The organism is Mycobacterium neumannii, from assembly GCF_048452905.1.
GTDB classification, from domain to species: domain Bacteria; phylum Actinomycetota; class Actinomycetes; order Mycobacteriales; family Mycobacteriaceae; genus Mycobacterium; species Mycobacterium neumannii_B.
This window is the reverse complement of sequence record NZ_JBCGVF010000001.1, coordinates 886,392-906,971: the sequence shown is the minus strand read 5'-3', so window position 1 is coordinate 906,971 and position 20,580 is coordinate 886,392. Positions and strand designations below refer to the sequence as shown.

At 66.8% G+C, this 20,580-nt stretch carries 14 protein-coding genes and 1 pseudogene; 4 read left to right on the top strand and 11 right to left on the bottom strand.

Annotation, left to right across the window (positions count from 1 at the left end; all coding sequences use genetic code 11):
• Window positions 1-2 precede the first annotated feature (2 nt).
• The 6 genes from AAHH99_RS04405 to AAHH99_RS04380 all read right to left on the bottom strand — a co-directional run bounded on the left by AAHH99_RS04405 (window position 3) and on the right by AAHH99_RS04380 (window position 11,585).
• Window positions 3-860: an ABC transporter permease gene (locus tag AAHH99_RS04405; RefSeq protein WP_064395112.1), complete on the bottom strand. Its 858-nt coding sequence runs from the start codon at window positions 858-860 to the stop codon at window positions 3-5.
• Window positions 857-1,705, bottom strand: a complete 849-nt coding sequence (locus AAHH99_RS04400; protein ID WP_418767523.1) for an ABC transporter ATP-binding protein — start codon at window positions 1,703-1,705, stop codon at window positions 857-859. Before AAHH99_RS04400 ends, AAHH99_RS04405 begins: the two co-directional genes overlap by 4 nt.
• Complete coding sequence (locus AAHH99_RS04395; protein WP_418767522.1) at window positions 1,702-7,221, bottom strand: type I polyketide synthase; 5,520 nt, start codon at window positions 7,219-7,221, stop codon at window positions 1,702-1,704. The genes AAHH99_RS04400 and AAHH99_RS04395 overlap by 4 nt, the downstream gene beginning before the upstream one ends.
• Complete coding sequence (locus tag AAHH99_RS04390; protein ID WP_418767521.1) at window positions 7,218-8,972, bottom strand: NAD(P)/FAD-dependent oxidoreductase; 1,755 nt, start codon at window positions 8,970-8,972, stop codon at window positions 7,218-7,220. The genes AAHH99_RS04395 and AAHH99_RS04390 overlap by 4 nt, the downstream gene beginning before the upstream one ends.
• A gap of 5 nt (window positions 8,973-8,977) precedes the next feature.
• Window positions 8,978-10,285: a cation:proton antiporter gene (locus AAHH99_RS04385; protein ID WP_418767520.1), complete on the bottom strand. Its 1,308-nt coding sequence runs from the start codon at window positions 10,283-10,285 to the stop codon at window positions 8,978-8,980.
• A 244-nt stretch (window positions 10,286-10,529) separates the two neighbouring features.
• Entirely contained in the window at window positions 10,530-11,585 is a 1,056-nt protein-coding gene (locus AAHH99_RS04380) for an AI-2E family transporter (protein ID WP_418767606.1), read from the bottom strand.
• 183 nt (window positions 11,586-11,768) lie between these two features.
• Here AAHH99_RS04380 and AAHH99_RS04375 point away from each other — a divergent pair, with 183 nt between their 5' ends.
• The gene (locus tag AAHH99_RS04375) at window positions 11,769-12,191 is read left to right on the top strand and encodes a PPOX class F420-dependent oxidoreductase (RefSeq protein ID WP_418767519.1); all 423 of its coding nucleotides are present in this window, start codon (window positions 11,769-11,771) and stop codon (window positions 12,189-12,191) included.
• 67 nt (window positions 12,192-12,258) lie between these two features.
• On the opposite strand, the gene AAHH99_RS04370 is transcribed toward AAHH99_RS04375, so the two are convergent.
• The gene (locus tag AAHH99_RS04370) at window positions 12,259-12,867 is read right to left on the bottom strand and encodes an SDR family NAD(P)-dependent oxidoreductase (protein ID WP_418767518.1); all 609 of its coding nucleotides are present in this window, start codon (window positions 12,865-12,867) and stop codon (window positions 12,259-12,261) included.
• Window positions 12,868-12,976: 109 nt separating this feature from the next.
• Window positions 12,977-13,414, bottom strand: coding sequence for a hypothetical protein (locus AAHH99_RS04365; protein ID WP_418767605.1), 438 nt, complete (start codon window positions 13,412-13,414; stop codon window positions 12,977-12,979).
• A gap of 163 nt (window positions 13,415-13,577) precedes the next feature.
• Here AAHH99_RS04365 and AAHH99_RS04360 point away from each other — a divergent pair, with 163 nt between their 5' ends.
• Complete coding sequence (locus tag AAHH99_RS04360; RefSeq protein ID WP_418767517.1) at window positions 13,578-14,729, top strand: MFS transporter; 1,152 nt, start codon at window positions 13,578-13,580, stop codon at window positions 14,727-14,729.
• A gap of 77 nt (window positions 14,730-14,806) precedes the next feature.
• On the opposite strand, the gene AAHH99_RS04355 is transcribed toward AAHH99_RS04360, so the two are convergent.
• The gene (locus tag AAHH99_RS04355) at window positions 14,807-15,295 is read right to left on the bottom strand and encodes an SRPBCC family protein (RefSeq protein ID WP_418767516.1); all 489 of its coding nucleotides are present in this window, start codon (window positions 15,293-15,295) and stop codon (window positions 14,807-14,809) included.
• Window positions 15,296-15,297: 2 nt separating this feature from the next.
• Window positions 15,298-15,627 (bottom strand): ArsR/SmtB family transcription factor, encoded by a 330-nt coding sequence (locus AAHH99_RS04350; protein ID WP_066843336.1) that lies wholly within the window; start codon window positions 15,625-15,627, stop codon window positions 15,298-15,300.
• Between the two features lie 146 nt (window positions 15,628-15,773).
• Between AAHH99_RS04350 and AAHH99_RS04345 the strand changes: the two genes are divergently transcribed.
• Window positions 15,774-16,913, top strand: a complete 1,140-nt coding sequence (locus AAHH99_RS04345; RefSeq protein WP_418767604.1) for a MalY/PatB family protein — start codon at window positions 15,774-15,776, stop codon at window positions 16,911-16,913.
• Here the strand turns inward: AAHH99_RS04345 and AAHH99_RS04340 are convergent.
• Window positions 16,903-18,290 (bottom strand): annotated as a pseudogene (locus AAHH99_RS04340) (oxygenase MpaB family protein). The gene AAHH99_RS04345 and the pseudogene AAHH99_RS04340 sit on opposite strands and share 11 nt — an antisense overlap.
• Window positions 18,291-18,536: 246 nt before the next feature.
• On the opposite strand from AAHH99_RS04340, the gene AAHH99_RS04335 reads away from it, so the two are divergent.
• Complete coding sequence (locus AAHH99_RS04335) at window positions 18,537-20,570, top strand: toprim domain-containing protein (RefSeq protein WP_418767515.1); 2,034 nt, start codon at window positions 18,537-18,539, stop codon at window positions 20,568-20,570.
• Window positions 20,571-20,580 lie beyond the last annotated feature (10 nt).

Here is a 20,580-nt window from a genome sequence, read left to right as displayed (position 1 = left end):
CATCAGGTCCGGTCCGACCACCGGAACAACGCAAGGCAGCCGATCAGCCCGGCGATGCTCCACGCCGCCAACACCAGGAAGATGCGCCAGTGCTCCCAGCTGCCTGCCGGTTCGAACGCGACCATCTCGGCGGGTAGCAGCACCGACCGGAAACCTTGGGCCATCCACTTGACCGGGAAAAGGGAGCCGATCACCAGCATCCACGTCGGCAGGATCATCAGCGGCACGTAGGTGCCCGAAACGAACTGCAGTGCAACCGATGGGCCGTTGGTGATGACTGCCGCGGACACGGCGTTGCTCGCCAGGTTGCTGATGAAGATGCCCAGCAGTGAACAGCTGACGATGCCCAGGACCGACACCCACGCGAGGGTGAACCACCCGTAGGCGTCGGTCGGCAGGCGCAGTCCGAAGACCAGCACCCCCACCCCCAGCAGCAGGACGGCCTCGGCGAGGCTGACCACCGCGACGAGCACGATCTTGCCGACGAAGTACGACGACGCTGTTGTCGGCGTGCCCCGAAGCCGCCGCAACGCGCCGGTGTCGCGGTCGGCGGCGATGCTGGTGCCGAGGTTGACGAACGACGTCGACAGGATGCCGTAGGCGAGCATGCTCGCCGCGATCACCGCACCGGTGCTGGTCTGACTGCCGGGCAACTCCGCGGAGAAGATCGAGCCCAGCAGCAGGCAGATCACCGCGGGCATGGAGAACGTCAGCACCACCTGTTCGGGCCGTCGGTAGAACATCTTCAGTTCGGGAACGACCCGCGACAGTCCGATCCGCAGTGGCGACGGAAGTGCCGGTCGTGCGGTGGCGCGGTGTCGCGGCGGCGATGGGGCGGTGACGTGTTCGATATCGGTCATGGCTGGCCGATCAGGTGGAGGTACGCGTCCTCGAGTGTCGGACGACTGATCGTCAGCTGCGCCAGTTCCGCACCGTCTCTGCTGTGCCGACGGACGAACTCGGTGGGAAAATCCGTTGTCTCGACCCGGATTTGGCCGCCCTCCATCCATCGCACCGTGGCCGCCGAGCTGACGTGCTCGGTCAGCCGGGCCGGCGAGTCGACGGCCACCACCCTGCCGCTCGCGATCACCGCGACGCGGTCGGCCAGAGCGGCGGCCTCTTCGAGGTAGTGGGTGGTCAGCACGATGGTGGTGCCGTCGGCGGCCAGCAACTTGATCAGCTGCCAGAACTGCCGCCGCGCTTCGGGGTCGAAACCCGTTGTCGGTTCGTCCAGGAACAGCAGTTCGGGCTTGCCGATGATGCCAAGCGCGACGTCGAGACGGCGGCGTTGACCGCCGGACAGCGCCCGCACCCGAGAGTTCGCGACGGTGTCCAGACCGACGAGCTCGAGCACGTCGGCGGGTTCTCGAGCGGCGCCGTAACAGCTCGCGAACATCTGCACGGTCTCGCGCACCGACAGCATCCCGGCGTCGCTGACCTCCTGCAGCACGATGCCGATCCTGGCCCGCCAGCTCCGTCCCGCTGTCCCGGGGTCCTCACCCAGTACTTGCACAAGCCCGGCGTCGCGAGTTCTGTTGCCCTCCAGGATTTCTATGGTGGTGGATTTGCCTGCGCCGTTGGGGCCGAGGATGGCGAAGACCTCGCCGGAGGCGACGTCGAGGTCGAGGTCCGCCACGGCCTGGGTCGGTCCGTAGGCCTTGCAGAGTCCGCGCACGTGCACCGCCGTCGAAGCCGCCTCGGTCACGGCGCAGCGTCGCCTTCGAGTTCGGCAAGCAGTTCACGCAGTTCGGCCTCCGACATCTCGTCGATCAGCTCATCGACGTCGTCGTCCATGGCCGGCTCGGTCGGGGGGACGGCTTCCGCGGCGGGCGCCTCACCGTGGATCGTCTGCAATTCATCGAGCACCCGGGCGGCCAGCGAGTCGACGCAGACTCCCTTGAGAATCTCCAGCACCGGAAGCTCGATCGAAAACGTGGTGTTGATCCTGACCCTGAAGTCCATCGCCATCATCGAGTCCAGCCCGATGTCGTCGAGCATGTCGTCATTGGCGAAATCGGTCACCGCACAGTCGAACACCGCCGCTACGAGGCGCTCGACCTGATCGGTGATCACGTTGAGGCGCTCCGCCTCCGGGGTCTTCGACAGCACGTCGAGCAACGACCCGTCCGCTCCGGCCTCCGTCGGCGAGGCGGTGGCGGCGTCGAGGTCGGCGAACATCTTCGGAAGGTGTCCGCCGAGAAGCTGGCGGGCGCGGTTCCAGTCGGCGCTGATTGCGATGACGTTCGGAGCGGTCTGGTTGATCAGGCGGTCGAGGATCAACGCCCCTGTCGCCGGGGTGATCAGCTCGATTCCCCGCATTGCGTAGACGTTTTCGAGGTTGAGATCCTCGACCATCCCCACCGACCAGGGCCCCCAGGCCACGGTCAGGGCCGGCAGTCCCTGCGCCTGCCTCTGATGTGCGAACGCGTCGAGGAACGCGTTGGCGGCGGCGTAGTTTCCCTGCCCGGGTGAGGCGATCACCGACCCGGCGGAGCCGAACATCACGAAGAAGTCGAGTTCTTCGTCGGCGAAGGCGGTGTGCAGCGCCCGGGTCCCGGTGACCTTGGGACCCAGCACTTTGAGGAAATCGTCTTCGCTGACGTTGACGAGTAGTTGGTCGTGGACTGCGCCTGCGGCGTGGATGACTCCGCGGACCGGCCGGTCTCCGGTGCGGCGGTGGCCGGCCAACCAGGCCGCCACCGCATCGGCGTCGGTGATGTCGACGCTCGCCGCACTGACCAGTGCCCCGAGGCGTTCGACGGCCCGGACCGTGTCGACGGCGGTGAACTGCGGGTCGTCGGGAGTGATGTTCGGCCACCGGTCGCGCGGTGGCAGCCCGCTTCTGCTCAGCAGCGCGATGTGTCGCGCACCGTGCTCGGCCAGATAGGTAGCGACGGTTCGGCCGAGTGCGCCGGTGCCGCCGGTGACGACGTAGGTAGCGGTGGGAGAAAGCTTGGTGGGAAACGGTCTCGTGAGGCTCGCGCTGTGTCGCAGCCGCGGGACCAGCGTCACCTCGCCGCGGAGGGCCACCTGATCCTCGGACGTGGAATCGAGGATGTGCCGACAGACCCGCGCGGCGGTGTCGCCCACGTCGTCGGTGTCGTCGATGTCGATGAGACCGCCCCAACGTTCAACGAACTCCTGATGACCGACGACCCTGCCGAGCCCCCAGACCGTGGACTGGTCGACGGCCAGCGGTTCGGTGCCCAACGCCGGTTGAGCGTTCGCGGTGACGACGTACATGCGCGGCCTCACGCTGTCGTGTGCGGCCAGCGCCTTGGCGATGCGAAGCAGCGTGAGGACGCCGAGGTGGCCGGCGCTTTGCCCGTCCGACGCCTGCGGCTCGACGACGAGATCCATTGACCAGCAGTCGATGACGCCGGTGAGTTCGCTGTGTTCGGTGAGGTGTTTGTCGAACAGCTGGTCCACGTGCTCGGGGCGCCGTTCGTCGATCGCGTATCCGCCGTCGACCGCGGTGACGGTGTCGACGGGGCGGTGTGCGACGGTGCGCACGCGATGGCCGCCGTGCCGCAGTCGATCGGCGACCGCCGAGCCGAACCCGGTTTCGTCGACGAACACCAGCCATGACCCGGGGCCGGCCGGCTCCGCACTGTCGTCACCGCTCGGATCGGCCGCGGGAACCCACTGGAGTTCGTAGAGGCCCTTGTCGATTCGTTCCGGCGACATGCGGGTCGAGGCGCTCAGGGATCGCACCGTGAAGCCCTCGAAGACGGCGAGCCGCTCACCGCGATGGTCGCAGATCGTGATGTCGCTTTCGATCTCCTCAGCGGTCGCCGACCTGACGGCCAGTCGTACGGTCATGTCCCCTTTGGGTGTGCCGTACACGGCGCTGCGCCGGATGCGGGTGGGCAGGTAGGGGCTCTCGGCGGCGTACCCGCCGGGGAGCGGTGCGCCGAACAGCGTCTGGAAGGCGCCGTCGATCAGCACCGGGTGGAACCGGTAGTCGTCGAGCTCGGCGGCGATCGGCGCCGGGATCTCCATCTCGGCGACCACCCAGCCGTCGCCTGCGGTGAGGCCGGTGACGGCCCGGAACGCCGCCCCGTAATCAAATCCGATGGCTTCGGTGAGGGCGTAGAACTCGTCGCCGCTGAGAGCGTTGGCCGGCGCCGTCTCGGCCATCGGAGGCGGGACGCAGGCCGATTTCGGCAGCCTCGTGAGTTCGGCCGTGGCGGTGATCGTCCACTTGAGTTCACCGTCGGGCGTGGCTGTGTGAGCGGCGAACTCCAGGGCGCCGGTGTCGTGGTTGAGGGTGGTCCGCAGGAGGGGGTCGCAGGTGTCGTCGAGGATGAGCGCGCGGTGCAGCACCAAATCCTCGACAGCGAGGTCCACGCCGTAGGTCTCCTTCGCCGCTGCCAGCGACAGCTCGATGTAGACCGCGCCGGGTACGACGACGCTGCCCTGGACCCGGTGGTCGTCGAGGAACGGGACGAGCGCGGTGCTCAATTCGATTTCCCACGTGGGATGCACGGCACTGACCGGCTGGCCCAGCAACGGGTGCACCGGGTGATAGTGCAGCGATTCGGTGGCCTCCTGGGTCTCGTTCCAGTAGCGCCGGGTCTGCCAGGGGTAGCGGGGCAGCTTGAGCAAGCGCGCTTCCCCGCGCGGATACATCGCCTCCCAGTCGATGTCGTGGCCGTGGTCGTGAAGCGCGCCGAGGCCGGTCATGAACGTGCGCACGTCGTCGTCGTTGCGTCGCTGGGTGGCCTGAACGAGGGTCTTCTGCGCGCCGGCGATTTCGAAGATCGACGAGGCCAGCACCGGATGCGGTCCCAGTTCGACGAAGTGCGTGTAGCCGTCGTCGAGCATGCGGCGGATGGCCGGCTCGAAAAGAACTGTGGCGCGGCTGTTCTGCCACCAGTAGGCGGCTCCGGAGTGGTACCCATCCAACACGTCGCCGGTGACCGTCGAGTAGAGCGGGAGCGTCGCCGGCTGTGACGACAGACCGTGAAGAGCCTCGTGGAGCTCGCTCCTGATCGCATCCATGTAATGGGTGTGATAGGGCACCTTGCCGGTCAGGTACCGGGTGAAGACCTCGGCCTCGTCCAACCGGCGGGCGATGGCGTCGAGGGCTTCACCGTCCCCGGCGATGGTCACCGCGGACGGGCTGTTGACCGCCGCCACCGAAACCCGGTGTCCGAATTCGTCGCGCATCCCTTCGTCGAGTGCGGCCATCAGCGAGTCGGTGTCCAGGCCGACGGCCAGCATGCGGCCCTGTCCGCTCGTCCGCTGTTGGAGCCTGCTGCGGTGGTAGATGACCTCGATCGCCTGCTCGAAGGTGAGGAGCCCGGCGAGATGGTGGGCGGCGACTTCGCCTGCGCTGTGGCCGATCACGGCATCAGGCCGGATTCCGAACTGTTCGAGTTGTGCGGCCAGGGCGATCTGGATCGCGAAATTGGCCGGCTGGGCGAACTCGGTCTCACCCATCCGGGAATCCGCTTCGTCGCGCCGGAGTTCCTCGATCAGTGACCAGTCGGTGTGACGCGCCAGCTCGCGATCGCTTCGCGCGATGATCTCGGTGAACGCGGGCAGGACGTCGAGCAGTCCTCGGCACATCCTCCACCATTGCGGGCCCATTCCGGTGCAGACGAACACGAGCTTGGGAGCGGTTGAGGAGGTACGCGCCGAGGCGACCTGTCCCCCGTCAGCGAGGGCACGCAGCTGCTCACGTGCATCGGAGACGTCGTCGGTGACCAGGGTGTGGCGGTGGCTGAGGTGCGAGCGCCGTTGGGACAGGGTGAATCTCAGGTCTGAGATGTCGGTGTTCGGCTCGGCCTCCAGGTGGTCGGCCAACTGGCGCGCCGTGGCCACCAGGGCCTCCTCGCTGCGCGCCGAGATCGGCAGCAGCGTGACAGGGAGGTGAGCGGCCGTGCTCGAGGTGGTGTCGGCCGCAGCCGGCGGTTCGGCGAGCACCGCGTGGGCGTTGGTGCCGCCGAACCCGAACGAGTTGACCCCAGCGATCCGCCGTCCGGCGGGGAAGGGGCGGCCGGCGCGCGGCACGTCGAGCTTGAGCTCGGTCAGAGAGACTTGGCTGGTGGGGTTTTGAAGATGCAGGTGCGCGGGGATATAGCCGTGCTTGAGCACCAACGCCGTCTTGATCAGTCCGGCGACCCCCGCGCCCGCTTCGAGGTGACCGATGTTGGTCTTGACCGATCCGATCGGCAGCGGATCGGTCCGGTCCGACGTGAGCGTCGCGGCCAGCGCGCGCATCTCGACCGGGTCACCGACGGGTGTTCCGGTGCCGTGCGCTTCGACGTAGCCGACATCGGTCGCCCGCACACCGGCCCGACGCAGAGCCGAGGTGATCGCCGCGGCCTGAGCTTGGGCGCGTGGCACGGTGATGCCGTCGGTGCGGCCATCCTGGGACACCGCGGTCCCGAGGATCTGGGCGTAGATCTCGTCGCCGTCGCGCAACGCCTGCTCGAGGGGTTTGATGACGACGACGGCACCGCCCTCGCCACGCGCGTAACCGTCGGCCGACTCGTCGAAGGCCTTGCAGCGCCCGTCGGGGCTAAGAAATCCGCTCTTGGACTCGGCGATCGCGGTGTTGGGCCCGATCATGATGTTGACGCCGCCGGCCAGCGCGAGTTCGCTCTCGCCGTTCCAGATGCTCTGCGCTGCAAGGTGAACCGCGACGAGCGAACTCGAACACGCCGTGTCGATCGTCATGCTCGGCCCGCGGAAGTCGAAGGCGAACGAGATCCGGTTCGCCAGCATCGTCATCATCATCCCGGCAGCCGAATGCGTCTTGAACTGGTACCGGCTGCCGCGGCCCTGATTCTGCAGCAACTGGTAGTCCAGCGTGAAGCCGCCGATGAACACCCCGACATCGGTTCCGGCGAGGTGGTCGGGCCGTATCCCCCCGTCCTCCAGCGCCTCCCATGTGGCCTGCAGCATCAGGCGTTGCTGCGGGTCGATCGAATGCGCCTCCCGCGGCGAGATGCCGAAGAACTGCGGATCGAACTGGTCGATGTCGTCGAGGAATCCGCCACGACGGGTGACCATCTTGCCGACCTTCTTCGGGTTGGCGTCGTGGAATCGGCCCGCGTTCCAGCGCGATTCGGGGACCTCGCGGGTTGCGTCGACACCGTCGATCAGCAGTCGCCAGTAGTCCTCGGCGGAGTTGACGCCGCCCGGTAGGCGGCATCCGATCCCGACGATCGCCAGTGGTGCGGGCCGGTCGTGGGTGTCGTGCGTGTTCATACCTGCAACTCACGGATAGCGGTGTGGATCCAGTCGGGGCTGACCGGATTGTCCTGTTGTTCATGGCGATACACGGAGCGGAGTTCCCTGAGCAAGGGGTCGCGCTGCCACGCCTGCACCTGGGCGACGGCGGCGTCGTCGTCGAACAGCGCGGACTTGTCGGCGAGCACGGTTTCGGCCAGCTGGCCCGCCAGCTGGCGCAACAACCGGCCGTTGGCCTCGAACACGTCGGCGAAGTCGGTCGCCGGTTCCATCATCGCCACGTGCAGCGTCGCCATGAAGTTCAGCGGCACGTACAGGTCGACGAACCGTACCGGCGATTCGCGGCCTTCCACGGCGGCCCATTCGCGGAAGAACCGCTGCACCCGGTTGCTCAGTGCGATCAGGCCTTCCAGGTGCGGGACGACCGCGGGATCGTCGGGGACGCTGACGAAGCGGCCGTTGCGGTAGAGCAATCCGATGAAGCCCCAGTAGAACGCGATGTCCCAGACGACCTTCGCCGACATCACCGTCGGTGTGCCCATGAGTGGGTACTGCTTCTCGTACACCGCGAGCCACATGTCGGCCAGTGACCGGAACAGGGAGTCGCTGATCCCCGCGCGGGCCACCACGTCTTCACCGTCGAGTTCGCGCGTGATCATGTCGGTGATGAGGCCGTTGCCGATCGCCACCAGGTCCAGCCCCGAGGAGTACAGCGGGTCCAGAAAGACACCCGCGTCGCCGGTCAGACACCAGCGCGCGGCGCCGTCGAAGACCTTCGTGGCGGCGTGGCTGTAGTGCTTCATGACGCGGAAGTCCATGATCAGGTCTTCGTGTCGGGCGATCTCGTCGGCGCACTGTGGTTCGTGTCGGCGGATCCACGCCTTGGCCTTGTCCAGCGTGTTGAACTCGTCGAACGCGTGGAACTCGGGGTCGGCGACGATTCCGACGCTGGTGGCGCCGGAGGCAAGCCGGATGAGCCAGACCCAATAGCCCTCGCCCATCAGATGATTGGTGGACAGCGCGCGGTCGCCTTCTACCAGTCGCGCGTGCCAGCCCTGGTCGTCGGTCCACTGTCCGATGTCGAGTTCGGCCTTGACGCGAAACCATGCGGCGTTGCAATGGTGTTCGGTGGCCCGCTTCAGGTTCAGCTGGCGCGACAGCGCCCGGTTGCGGCCGGAGGCGTCGACCACCCAGCGTGCCGTCGTGCGGGTGGTCGCGTCGCCGCCCTGGTATGCCACGGTGTGCGCGTCGCCGCCGAAGTCCACGGTTCTGACGCGGCCGCGGGCGATGCGTATCCCGGCGGCTTGGCATCGGCTGGCGAGTTCGTTCTCGAGCCTGCCCCGGTCGATCTGATAGGTCACCTGCGGCACGAACGCGGAACTGCCGACTTCGACGCGGCTTGCGATGTCGGTGTTGCCGTCGTGCGAGAAGAACATTCGTAAGCCCATCTTGCGGATCTGTTCGGAGCTCAAGTGGTCGGCCAGACCGAGGCGGTCCCGGAGGTAGTGCGCAGACACCTCGACCGTCGATTCACCCACCGTGTGGGTGATCTCGGCGACCGGACGTGCGGTCGGCTCGATGATCACGATCCGGGTCTGGGGCCGCGCGGTACGCAGCTCCAACGCCAACGTCAGCGCCGCTGCTCCCCCTCCGACGATGGCCACGTCGTAGTCAGTCGGGACAGAACCGTTGCAGGACAGCTGATTCCGGATCTTGCGCGCAAGGGCGGCGCGAGCCTCGGGGTCGAGGTGGGATAGTTGCGATCGCACGTGCGTTACCTTCCCTCGGTCCCCGGAACGGCGGACGTCGCATCGGCGAGGTCTGCTGCTTCCGGCGGTGTGGTGTCCACCGGAGGCCGGTGCCGGCCGTATACGAATTCGAAGATCGGGGCGGCCATCAACGTGGTGACGATGGCGACCAGCACCAGGATGGTGAACAGCGTCGGAGTGATGATGCCGGCCTCCAGACCGATGTTGAGAAGGATGAGTTCGATCAACCCGCGTGCGTTCATCAACGAACCGAGCGCGACCGATTCGCGCAGCGGCACCTTGCTCAACATGGCTGCGGCGGCACACGCGACACCCTTCCCCGCGATCGCCACGATGAGCACGCCGAGCGTCAGCGCCCAGAGTCCCGGGGTGTTCACCAATCCGATCTCGGTGTTGAGCCCGGAGTACACGAAGAACAGCGGCAGCAGCATCCTCGTGGTGAGTGGCTCAATGGTCTCGGTGAGGCGTCGGGCGAACAGTCCCGACGGCATGGCGACACCGATGATGAAAGCGCCGAAGATCGCGTGGATTCCCATGGTGTCGGTGAGCCAGGCGCCGCTCATCAAGACGATCAGGACGGTGCTCAACACCCATCCGGGGATGGTTCGCTGCTCCTCGGACTTCGCGCCGAGCACCCGTGCCGCCCGTCGTCCGAGTGTCAGCACCACCACGGTGTAGAGCAGTCCGCCCACGATCGCCGTGATGGCCGTTGTCGGGGTGCCGCGGTGCACGGCGACGACGACCGCCAGGATGCACCAGGAGATCGCGTCGGCGGTGGCGCCACACGCGAGCGCCAGAGTGCCGAGCGATGTTCCGGTGAGACGCTTTTCGAAGATGATCCGGGCGAGCATGGGGAACGCGGTGATCGCGATGGCCGCGCCCATGAACATCATCGCCATGGCGAGACTGACGTCTTCGCCGAAGAACCCACCCGAGGACAGCAGCGGCACCGCGATGACCGCGCCTAACACCAGCGGAGCCAGGGTCCCTGCCGTGGAGACTGCGGCGGCGGTGCGGGCGCGCTGCTTGACGTGGTCGACGTCGAAGTTCAGCCCCACGACGAACATGTAGAGCACGAGGCCGATCTGCGCGGCGGTGTAGAGCACGACGTTGGACGCGCCTGTCGGAAACAGGTCTTCCTGTACATCGGGCGCGATTCTGCCCAGCAGGGAGGGACCCAGGACGACCCCGGCGATCATCTCGCCGACGACCGGTGGCTGGCCAACGCGTTGCGCCAGCAGGCCGGCGAGGCGGCACGCCGCGAGGATGACCGCCAGCGCGAGAAAGAAGTGAACTGCCGTTGTGGCGGGCATGTCAGGTCCTACGGCCCGCAGTGCAGACCGTAGAGGTCCTGTGGGGTACGGAGCGCAGCGCTGCGCGCGCGGGCTCCACCAGTCCGTCTATGACTCACCTCATCGCTCCGACCCGATGTGTGCACGTCTCGCCGGAGACGATGCATCTTCGATGCGGTGGGGTATTGACAGATTGAGCGGCCGCTAACCGTTGGAATTCTTTCCGATCGATGACGCGCGCTGATCGGTCGCCCGACCTGCGGTGTCAGGCGCCCGACTCGGCACCGTTCGACTCGCCCTCGGCCCGCCCATCAATTTGCTCGTTGATGTAGCGAACGAGCACCGTGAGCATCGCGACCGTCGGCACAGCAAGGAAGGCGCCGACGATTCCGTACAGCGCGCCGCCCGCGGTCACCGCGAGCAGGACCACCGCCGCGTGTAGTTTCATCACGCGACTCTGCAGCAACGGCTGCAGCACATTTCCCTCGATCTGCTGTACGGCGATGATGACGGCGAGCACCAGCAGCGCATTGACGAACCCGTTGGCCACCAAGGCGATCAGAACCGCAAGCGCACCGGCGACGAAGGCGCCGATGAACGGAACGAACGCACCGATGAACGTCAGCACCGCCAGCGCAGGCGCAAGCGGGACACCGAGTACCACCAGGCCGGCGCCGATGAATACCGCGTCGATCAGAGCCACTCCCGTCTGCGCACGGATGAAGCCGCCGAGGTTGTCCCACATCCGGCTGAGCACCGCTGCCAGATGCCGGCCTGCGCGCCGCCCGGTCAGTTCGACAAGCCAGGGCAGGAACCTGCGGCCGTCCTTGAGGACGAAGAACGACAGCACCACCGTCAGCACCAGCGTCACCAGGACGCTGCCAATCGTGCTGACCCCGCTGACGACACCGGTCGCGATCGCCGAAGACCTTTCCCGCATCGCGCTGACAAGTGAGTCGGCGAAGCGGTCCAACTGCTCCTGCCGCAGGTTGAGTGGGGGTCCCGCGGTCCAGTCCTGCAGCCGAGTGATGCCCTCGGTCGCCTGGTCGATCAGCGCAGGCATCTGGCTCAGCAATGGCGGGATGATCAGCGCGATGAGACCGCATGCGATGGCCAGAAACAGCAACAGCGTCGTCAGCGCCGCGACGGCCGGCGGCAGACCGGCGCGGTCCATCAGCACGCGAGCCGGCGGCCACAGAACCGTGCAAAGGATGACGGCGAGCAAGACGGGCAAGAAGATCACCCACAGCTGGGCCACTAACCATCCGAGCACCACCGCGCCCGCAGCGATCGCCACGATCACCAACGACCACTTCGCCATCCACAACGCGCCGCTACCGATCAGGGCTCCACGATCCCGCCGGGGTGTTGCGTCGGGGCTGTTTTCGCTCACGACCCTCCCCTTCTGCGTCTCCACCCCTGTCGACAGGACCGAGGTCGTCTACCCCGGCCCGTCATATCGAAACCGCACCCGCTCCGTGACGGGTCTCGTTAATCTTCGCAGGTGGAGGAATTATCGCCCGAAGTCATCGAATTCCTCTCCGTCGGCACCCGTACCGGGATGCTGGGCTATGTGGCCTCCGACGGCCGGCCGCTGGTTGTTCCGGTCTGGTTCATCGTCGACGGCGGCCAGCTCGTGTTCAACACCGGAAAAGGCACCGCCAAAGGAAAGGCGCTGCAACGTGATCCGCGGGCGGCGATGACGGTCGACGACCCGCATCCGCCGTATTCGTTCGTCCAGGTGCAGGGCGTGGCCGAGCTGAGCGAAGATCCTTCGGAGTTGCTCGACGTCGCCACGCGGATCGGCGGACGCTACATGGGCGCAGATCGAGCCGAGGAGTTCGGCCGCCGCAATGGCGTTCCCGGCGAACTGGTCGTACGGGTCAGACCCGGGAAGGTCATCGCGGCGTTCGACATCACGGAGTAGCCGAGGGTCGCGCACTACGCGACGCGTTGGACTCGGCTAGTGCGAGGATCCGCCGGAGGAAGTCGATCTAATCGTTGACGACGCGCTGGTGCCAGACGTGAATGACCGCCGCGAGGAGCGGACCGGCGGCTCCGGCCCGTCGTCGGAGCGCACGTGGCGGTCGAGGACCCGCTCGTTCATCGAGATCAGTGCGTGCGCAAGCGGTCCGGGATCTCCGACGTCGATGGTGGGCTGGGTGGTGATGAACTCGCAGACGAACTCCTCGTACCGCTGTAGCCACCAGGTACTTCATCGCCGTGCGGACGGCCCAGAACATTCCGCCGATGTTTGTCGCGACCAGACGGTCGAATTGCTCGGCCGGGAAGTCGTCGATCGACGCCAGGTGGGCGACGCCGGCGTTGTTCACCAGCACGTCCAGACCGCCGAGATCGGCCACGCTCTGGTCGACCGCGGCGGCAACTTGAGCGGGATCGGCGGCGTCGGCCTGGATGGCCACGGCCCGCCCGCCGCGGTCGGCGACGTGGGCCACGAGCTTCTCGGCATCCGTCGCCGATGCCGAGTACGTGAAAGCGACCGCGGCGCCGTCGGATGCCAAACGGCGCACGATTTCCGCGCCGATCCCGCGTGAACCTCCGGTGACAAGCGCTCGCCGTCCGGCCAAGGGTGTGGTACTCATGACTTCACCTCTCCGGGAGTTACGAACGCAGTACGTTTGACGTCAAGTCCCGGAGGGCGTGCTGCATTCCCGTTATAGGGAGCCGCGAATGTGCCGGCGTTTCGGTCGGTTAGGTGGTAATCCGCATCTCGGCATCCGGGTGCGAGCTGAGCGTGACGATGATCGTGCCGCTACCCGTCGCGAACGTGGTGTTCGCATATCCGATGAAGCCGTAGTGCCCGTCGATGGTCGAAACGGCTGTGATGTCGCTGCTTCCCGAAGCGCCGGTGTCGAGGTTCACCCAATCGGCCGTGACGGTGAGAGAACAGGAGCCGTCGTAGGTGCCGGCGTCGTAGCTGATCGCGACGCGGACCCCGTTCTCGACGCGATCGCCGACCCGAACCGGGGTCAACTGAGCCTCGGCGCTGACGCTGCCGGCGCATGTCGGCGAGGCCACCACGGGAACACGATCGAGTTGGGCGAATGGCTCAGCATGGGCCGTCGCCAGCCCCAACCAGGATGCAGCCAGCACGACGGCCACTGCGCCGGCGGCACGAAGCGAGCTCATGATCGTGTCATCGGCGATCGAGGTGACGGCGTTAGCGGTTTTCTCATTCGTGACCGGTTTTCGAGAAGTTGAAGCGCCGATTCGCCCATGATTGAACCCTGAAAAGCCAAACGTTCTATCCGTCGATTCGATCAGCACGCTGAGGCGCTGGTCGATGCTCGTCATGGCCCTCACTGCGACATTGTGCGCCAACGTGTTCATCAACGGGGCCGCATTCCTGATCCCTGAGCTGCACCTCGACGGCGAGCTTCATCTTGCACAGGCCGGTCTGCTGTCCGCGATGCCCAGCTTCGGAGTGGCGACGACGATGTACGCGTGGGGCCACGTGGTGGACCGGGTCGGCGAACGGATCGTGCTCACAGCAGGTTTGGCACTCACCGCCGCGGCGGCGTTCGCAGCCGCAGCAGTCGATTCTCTGGTGGCGACGGGGGCGTTTCTACTTCTGGGCGGGATGGCCGCGGCGAGCAACAGTGCCGCCAGCGGCCGACTCGTGGTGGGTTGGTTTCCGCCGGACCGGCGTGGCTTGGCGATGGGGATTCGGCATACGGCTTCCCCGTTGGGCGTAGGACTGGGGGCGCTGGTCATCCCCCAACTTGCCCAGCACCACGGTGTCGCCGCGGCGCTGTTGTTTCCCGCGGTGTTGTGCGCGGTGTCTGCGTTGATCAGCGCGACCGGCGTGGTGGATCCGCCGAGGCCACCGCGGTCGGAGGCGCCGACCGAGCATCTGGCCAATCCCTATCGAGGCTCGACGGTGCTGTTGCGCATCCACGCCGTCTCGATGCTGTTGGCGGTGCCGCAGAGCGTGGTGTGGACATTCACCCTGGTCTGGTTGATGGCCGACCGCGGGTGGTCGGCCGCGTCGGCGGGGGTCGTGGTGACCGTCGCGCAACTGCTCGGTGCGGTCGGCCGGGTCGCTGCCGGGCACTGGTCGGACCGCCTCGGTGCGCGGCTGCGCCCGATCCAGATCATCAGTGTCGCCGCCGCGCTCGCCATGTTGGTGTTGGCGGTGACCGACGAGCTGGGCTCTCCGTTGAGCGTCGCCGTGATCGTGATCGCGTCGATGATCACCGTGACCGACAACGGGTTGGCCTACACCGCGATCGCCGAATTCGCGGGACCGTTCTGGAGTGGGCGCGCGCTCGGCGCTCAGTACACCGGTCAGATGGTGACGATGGGCGCAACCCCGCCGGTGTTCGGCGCGCTGATCGCGGCCGTCGGCTATCCGGTGGCCTTCGCGGCGTCGGCCATCTTCCCGCTCGTCGCGCCACTTCTGGTTCCTGTCCATGCCGACCGGGAGATCGCCGACCGCGGCTGACCGGGACATCCCAGCGGACGCCGCGATGCCGGAACCCCTGTAACAGAAGAGGTTCCGGCACCGTGGCCCTTCCGGCGTCAGCTCGCGAGCAGTTCGTCGATCTGATTGATCGCCTGCGCCGTGCCCTCTTCGACGCCCATCTCGAGCACCTTCTGCAGGCCTTCAGCCGACTCGTATGTGCTGACGTAGGTCGCCCTGGTTGAGCCGTCCCCGATCGCCTCGAAGGTGTAGACACTGTGCGCGACCGGCATATCGCTCGCCGGCTTGAGGTCGTCATCGGCGAATCCGTCCTCGAAACTGAAGCTGTGCGGCTCATCGACGGCCGTGACCTTCCAGTACCCGCCGTACTTCTCGCCCTCGGGTCCGGTCATGTAGTAGGTGACCGTGCCGCCTGGCGTGAGCGCATGCTCGACCACGGTGGCGGGGTAACCCGGTGGGCCCCAGACCTTCTCGAGTTGCCGAGGGTCGGCGTAGATCTGCCAGACCCGCTCGACGGGCGCCGCGAACTCCGCGGTGATCGTCAAGGTGCGGTCGTCGATGTTCTTGCTGATGTTGGTGACAGGCATGGTTATTCCTCGCTGAGTAGGTCGTCAATGCGAGCGATGCGACCGCGCCAGACGTCCTCGAGCTCAGTGAGCATCGAGGCGACTGACCGCACCGCCTCCACATCGCCACTCGCCAATTGCTCTCGCCCCTGGCGACGCTTGGAGATCAGGCCTGCCTTCTCCAGCACGGCGACGTGCTTCTGCACCGCGGCGAAGCTCATGTCGTACTGCGCCGCGAGCGCCGTGACCGAATGCTCCCCGGCTAGCACCCGACGAAGAATGTCTCGCCGAGTGCGGTCGGCCAAGGCGTGGAAGAACGCGTCCGCCCTGTCCTCGTCCTGGTCGGTCACCATCACAATATACAACCAATTAGTTGTACGTTGTCAACCGTGTCGGCGCCAATGCCCGGCGTGCGCCGCGGTCGGCGACGTTGCGACAAGATGGGGTGGTGAATCCGCTGGAGCAGTTGACCGTCGAGCAGCTGCGCCGGCGGACCAGCATGAAGTGGCGGGCGCATCCTGCAGATGTGTTGCCACTATGGGTCGCGGAGATGGACGTGCCCTTGGCCGAACCCATCGCCGACGCGCTGAATACGGCAATCGCCTTGGGGGACACCGGGTATCCGAGCGGAGCGGACGCGTATGCCGAGGCCTTGTCCGGGTTTGCGGCGCGTCGTTGGGGTTGGGACGGACTGGCGGTGCAGCGCGCCGCGCTCGTCCCAGACGTGATGCTGGGCATCGTCGAGGTCCTCAAGTTGATCACCAAACCCGGCGACGTCGTGGTCGTCAACGCGCCCGTCTATCCGCCGTTCTACGCCTTCGTCACGCACGCCGGCCGCCGCGTCGTCGAGGCGCGGCTGGGTATGGACGGTCGTATCGACCTGGAGTCGTTGGATGCGGCGTTCGGCACGGCCGCCACGCTGAGCGATCGGGTGGTCTACCTGTTGTGCAGTCCCCACAATCCGACCGGCGCCGTGCACTCCGCCGATGAGCTCGCACGCATCGCGACGCTCTCCTGCGATCATGGCGTGCGCGTTATTTCCGATGAGATTCATGCGCCATTGGTGCTGCGGGGAGCGGACTTTACGCCGTATCTGAGCGTCGCGGGCGCCGAGGACGCCTTCGCTGTCACGTCGGCCTCCAAAGCGTGGAACCTCGCCGGACTCAAGGCGGCGGTGGTGGTTGCCGGCCCCGAGGCGGCGGCAGACCTCGACCGGATGCCCGAGGAAGTCAGCCACGGCCCCAGCCACCTCGGCGTAATGGCACACACGGTGGCGTTCAACGAGGGAGAGGCGTGGCTCGATGCATTGCTGGCCGGCCTGTCGGCGAACCGCGACTTGCTAGGCCAATTGATCGCTGAACACCTGCCCCTCGTCGACTACATCCGGCCGCAAGGCACGTACCTGGCCTGGCTCGATTGCCGCCGACTCGGCCTTGAGGAGCCCGGTAGCGCCGACGGCCCCGGCATCGTCTCCGACCTCGCCGGCCCGGCGCGGGCGTTTCTCGACCAAGCGCGAGTCGCGCTCAGTTCCGGGCATGTCTTCGGCTCCGGCGGCGCCGGCCACGTCCGGTTGAACTTCGCCACCTCGCAAGCCGTCCTCGCCGAGGCCGTCAAGCGGATGGGCGCGCTCAGCCGGTAAACCCTTCGCCCTCGGTCGATAGGTCGTGGCTGGTGAAGGTCAGCGGGATCTGCCGAGACTTGGCGATCTTGTTCAGCATCGCGATCCGCTCGCGCGCGGCTGCGCCGGTCTTGTTTCTCTGCTCGCGGATCGGGTTAGACCACGGCAGCTTGTCGGCCACCATCGCGATGCGGACGTTGAGTTTGGCGATCTCGGTGAAGATCCGGATTCGGCGCTCGTAGTTGTAGCCCAGCGGCTCGAAGAAGCTGCCGGCCACCATCGCCTCGATCTGCTGGTACCCGAACACCGCGCCCGCCGGGACGAGCGCGAGGGTCGCGGTGAGCTGATTGGCGTGGCGAGCCACCAACTTCTTGACGAGGCCGGGAAGGGCGTCGGTCAGGGTCGTCAGGTGCGCGGGACCCGCGATCGCGTCGACGAGTTCAGCGCGCCACGGCGACGGGTTGCCGCCTCTGGCCAGCACGTAGTTCAACGACTTGATCAGCTCCAGACCGGTTGGGGAGTAGAGCCGTTCGGGCGCACCCCACAGCCGCCCCGAGTACGACGAGTACTCGGCGAGGTCCTCGAGTTCCTGGTTGGTCAGCTTGCGTCCGAACGCATGGTCGACGAGCCGTCCGAGCAACATGCCGCTGCCGAATCCCAGCAGCGACGTCACCGGAATGGGCTCACCGAACTTGAGGTAGACGTCGTCGCCCCACTTGCGGCGCAAGCCGCGACTGGCCAGCCCGTGCATCAACCGCACCCGAATCACATCCTGGAAGGCCTCCGAATGCCGGTCGAAGATGTCGGGGAGCGTGAACTCCGCGAACACCCGGGCGGTCTCGATGAAGCGCCGCGGGCCGTCGTCGGCGAACCGTCCGGTGGCGCCGGTGGATGCGGAGATGTCGCCGGTCATCGCCGTCTCGTAGAACGCCCACCCCTGGATGATCATGGTCGCCGTCTTGGTCGCCGACATTGCCAACATGCGGCCGCGTTCGGCGGCTTCCAGGTCGAACTGGCTCGGCAGCTGATCGATGTGTTCGAAGAACTCGACGAACTCCCGGGGCGGATCCTCGAGTGAGTCGATGCCCTGAGTCAGCGCCTGTTCGTACAGCGCGCGGCCCTTCTCGTAGCCCAGCCGCTCGAACGCGTCGACCACGCCGATGATGTGCTCGTCGCCTTGCCAGAAGTAGTCGTCGCGTAGCCGTGTGAGCTCGTTGGGTTCGACCTCTTTGTCGATGTCGATCCACTGGCCGAACATGAACTCGCGCATCTGCCGCCACTGGGCGGCGAAGTGGTCACGGCCCGGCGGGATGGATCGCAGTGGCCGCTCGGATGATCCCGCCGGTTGAATTCGACGTCGTCGAGCCGGATCTCTTGCCGCTCGCCAGTCACAGTCATGTAGCCGAATCCGATCTCATAAGCACAGGACACTGACTTCGACGTTATCGCACGACCTCGAAATATGTGAATCACGATTCCGCGCTCACAGCCTCCGACACGAAGCGGTAGGCGTGCGTCTGGCGGAGTTCATCACGTTGTGTCGACACCGTGATCACCGCACGCTCTCAGGTTCCGCGGAGATGTCGGTGGCCCCGTCTACGATTCCTGCGGCACCCTTCTCGGCATCGACACAAAGGACCCGCAGTGAGTTACACCGCCGCCGACATCACCGAACTCGATGATGTCCAGCACACACGCCTGCGGCCGGCGGTGAACCTGGGGCTCGACGTGCTCAACACCGCGTTACGTGAGTTGATCGACAACGCCATCGAGGAAGTCGCCGATCTTGGCAACGGTGGATCCACCGTGACGATCACCCTGCACGCGGACGGATCGGTCAGCGTCGCCGACGACGGCCGCGGCCTGCCGGTCGACACCGATCCGGCGACAGGAAAGAACGGCATCGTCAAGACGCTCGGCACCGCGCGGGCCGGCGGGAAGTTCTCCGCGCACACCGATGCTGCGAGCACCGGGGCCGGTCTGAACGGAATCGGCGCCGCCGCAGCGGTATTCATCTCCGCGCGCACCGACGTGACGGTGCATCGGGGCGGCAAGACCTACGTGCAGAGCTTCGGGCGCGGTTACCCGGGGACGTTCGAGGGCAAGGAGTTCGACCCCGACGCCCCGTTCACCCGAGCCGACACCCAGAAACTGCGCGGCACCGGAAACCGCAAGCCCGCCATGCAGGGCACCACCGTTCGCATCCTGTTCGACCGCGCGGTGGTCCCCGACACCAGCGTCGATGTCGGCGAAGTGCTGCTGCGGGCCCATGCCGCGGCCCGGATGTCCCCCGGTGTGCATCTGGTCGTGGTCGACGAAGGCTGGCCCGGCGACGACGTGCCCGAGGCGTTTCTCGAACCGTTCAGCGGCCCTTGGGGTACCGACACGCTGCTCGATCTCATGTGCACCGCCGCGGGCACTCCCGCGCCCGACGTCCGCGCCGCGGTCGAGGGTCGCGGCGAGTACACCACCGGTCGCGGACCGACGCCGTTCCGCTGGTCGCTGACCGCGGGCCCGGCCGAGCCGGCGACGGTGGCCGCGTTCTGCAACACCGTGCGGACCCCCGGCGGCGGGTCGCATCTGACGGCCGCGATGAAGGGGCTCTCCGAAGCGCTCGCCGATCGTGCGTCGCGGATGCGGGATCTCGGCTTGGCCAAGGGCGAAGAAGGCCCCGAACCACAGGATTTCGCCGCTGTCACCGCTCTGGCCGTGGACACTCGCGCACCGGATGTCGCGTGGGACTCGCAGGCCAAGACCGCGGTGTCATCGCGGTCGCTGAACCTGGCGATGGCCCCGGACGTCGCGCGCAGCGTCACGGTGTGGGCGGCCAACCCGGCCAACGGCGATGCGGTGACCCTGTGGACCAAGCTGGCGCTGGAGTCCGCGCGAGCGCGGCGCAGCGCGGAAGGCGCGAAGGCACGCTCACGCGCGGCTTCGAAGGCCAAGGGGCTGGGCACCAACCTGTCGCTGCCACCCAAGCTGCTTCCCAGTCGCGAGACCGGCCGCGGGTCGGGCGCCGAGCTGTTCCTGTGCGAAGGCGATTCGGCGTTGGGCACCATCAAGGCCGCCCGCGACGCCACCTTCCAGGCGGCGTTCCCGCTGAAAGGCAAGCCGCCCAACGTGTATGGGTTCGCGCTGAGCAAGGCGCGGTCCAAAGACGAGTTCGACTCCATCGAGCGTATCCTGGGCTGCGGTGTGCGGGACAACTGCGACCCGGAACTGTGCCGCTACGACCGGATTCTGTTCGCCTCCGACGCCGACCCCGACGGCGGCAACATCAACTCCAGCCTGATCTCGATGTTCCTCGACTTCTACCGTCCACTGGTCGAGGCCGGGATGGTGTACGTGACGCTGCCGCCGTTGTTTGTGGTCAAAACCGCCAGCGAGCGCATTTACTGCCAGGACGAATCCGAGCGCGATGCGGCCGTGGCCAAGCTGAAGGCCGCTTCGAAGGGCCGGGTCGAGGTGCAGCGCAACAAGGGGCTCGGCGAGATGGACGCCGACGACTTCTGGAACACCGTCCTGGATCCCCAGCGGCGCACCGTGATTCGCGTCCACCCCGACGACGGTGAGAAGAAGTTGCACCACACGTTGTTCGGTGGGCCGCCCGAGGGCCGGCGCACGTGGATGGCCGAGATCGCCGCGCGCGTCGACACCAATTCCCTGGACCTCGACTAAGACCTAGGCA

What these genes read in the sequence shown, in the direction of transcription:
- AAHH99_RS04405 (WP_064395112.1), bottom strand. Translation starts at nt 860, where the DNA reads ATGACCGATATCGAACACGTCACCGCCCCATCGCCGCCGCGACACCGC.
- AAHH99_RS04395 (WP_418767522.1), bottom strand. Translation starts at nt 7,221, where the DNA reads ATGAACACGCACGACACCCACGACCGGCCCGCACCACTGGCGATCGTC.
- AAHH99_RS04385 (WP_418767520.1), bottom strand. Translation starts at nt 10,285, where the DNA reads ATGCCCGCCACAACGGCAGTTCACTTCTTTCTCGCGCTGGCGGTCATC.
- AAHH99_RS04380 (WP_418767606.1), bottom strand. Translation starts at nt 11,585, where the DNA reads ATGGCGAAGTGGTCGTTGGTGATCGTGGCGATCGCTGCGGGCGCGGTG.
- AAHH99_RS04370 (WP_418767518.1), bottom strand. Translation starts at nt 12,867, where the DNA reads ATGAGTACCACACCCTTGGCCGGACGGCGAGCGCTTGTCACCGGAGGT.
- AAHH99_RS04365 (WP_418767605.1), bottom strand. Translation starts at nt 13,414, where the DNA reads ATGAGCTCGCTTCGTGCCGCCGGCGCAGTGGCCGTCGTGCTGGCTGCA.
- AAHH99_RS04360 (WP_418767517.1), top strand. Translation starts at nt 13,578, where the DNA reads ATGGCCCTCACTGCGACATTGTGCGCCAACGTGTTCATCAACGGGGCC.
- AAHH99_RS04355 (WP_418767516.1), bottom strand. Translation starts at nt 15,295, where the DNA reads ATGCCTGTCACCAACATCAGCAAGAACATCGACGACCGCACCTTGACG.
- AAHH99_RS04350 (WP_066843336.1), bottom strand. Translation starts at nt 15,627, where the DNA reads ATGGTGACCGACCAGGACGAGGACAGGGCGGACGCGTTCTTCCACGCC.
- AAHH99_RS04345 (WP_418767604.1), top strand. Translation starts at nt 15,774, where the DNA reads ATGAAGTGGCGGGCGCATCCTGCAGATGTGTTGCCACTATGGGTCGCG.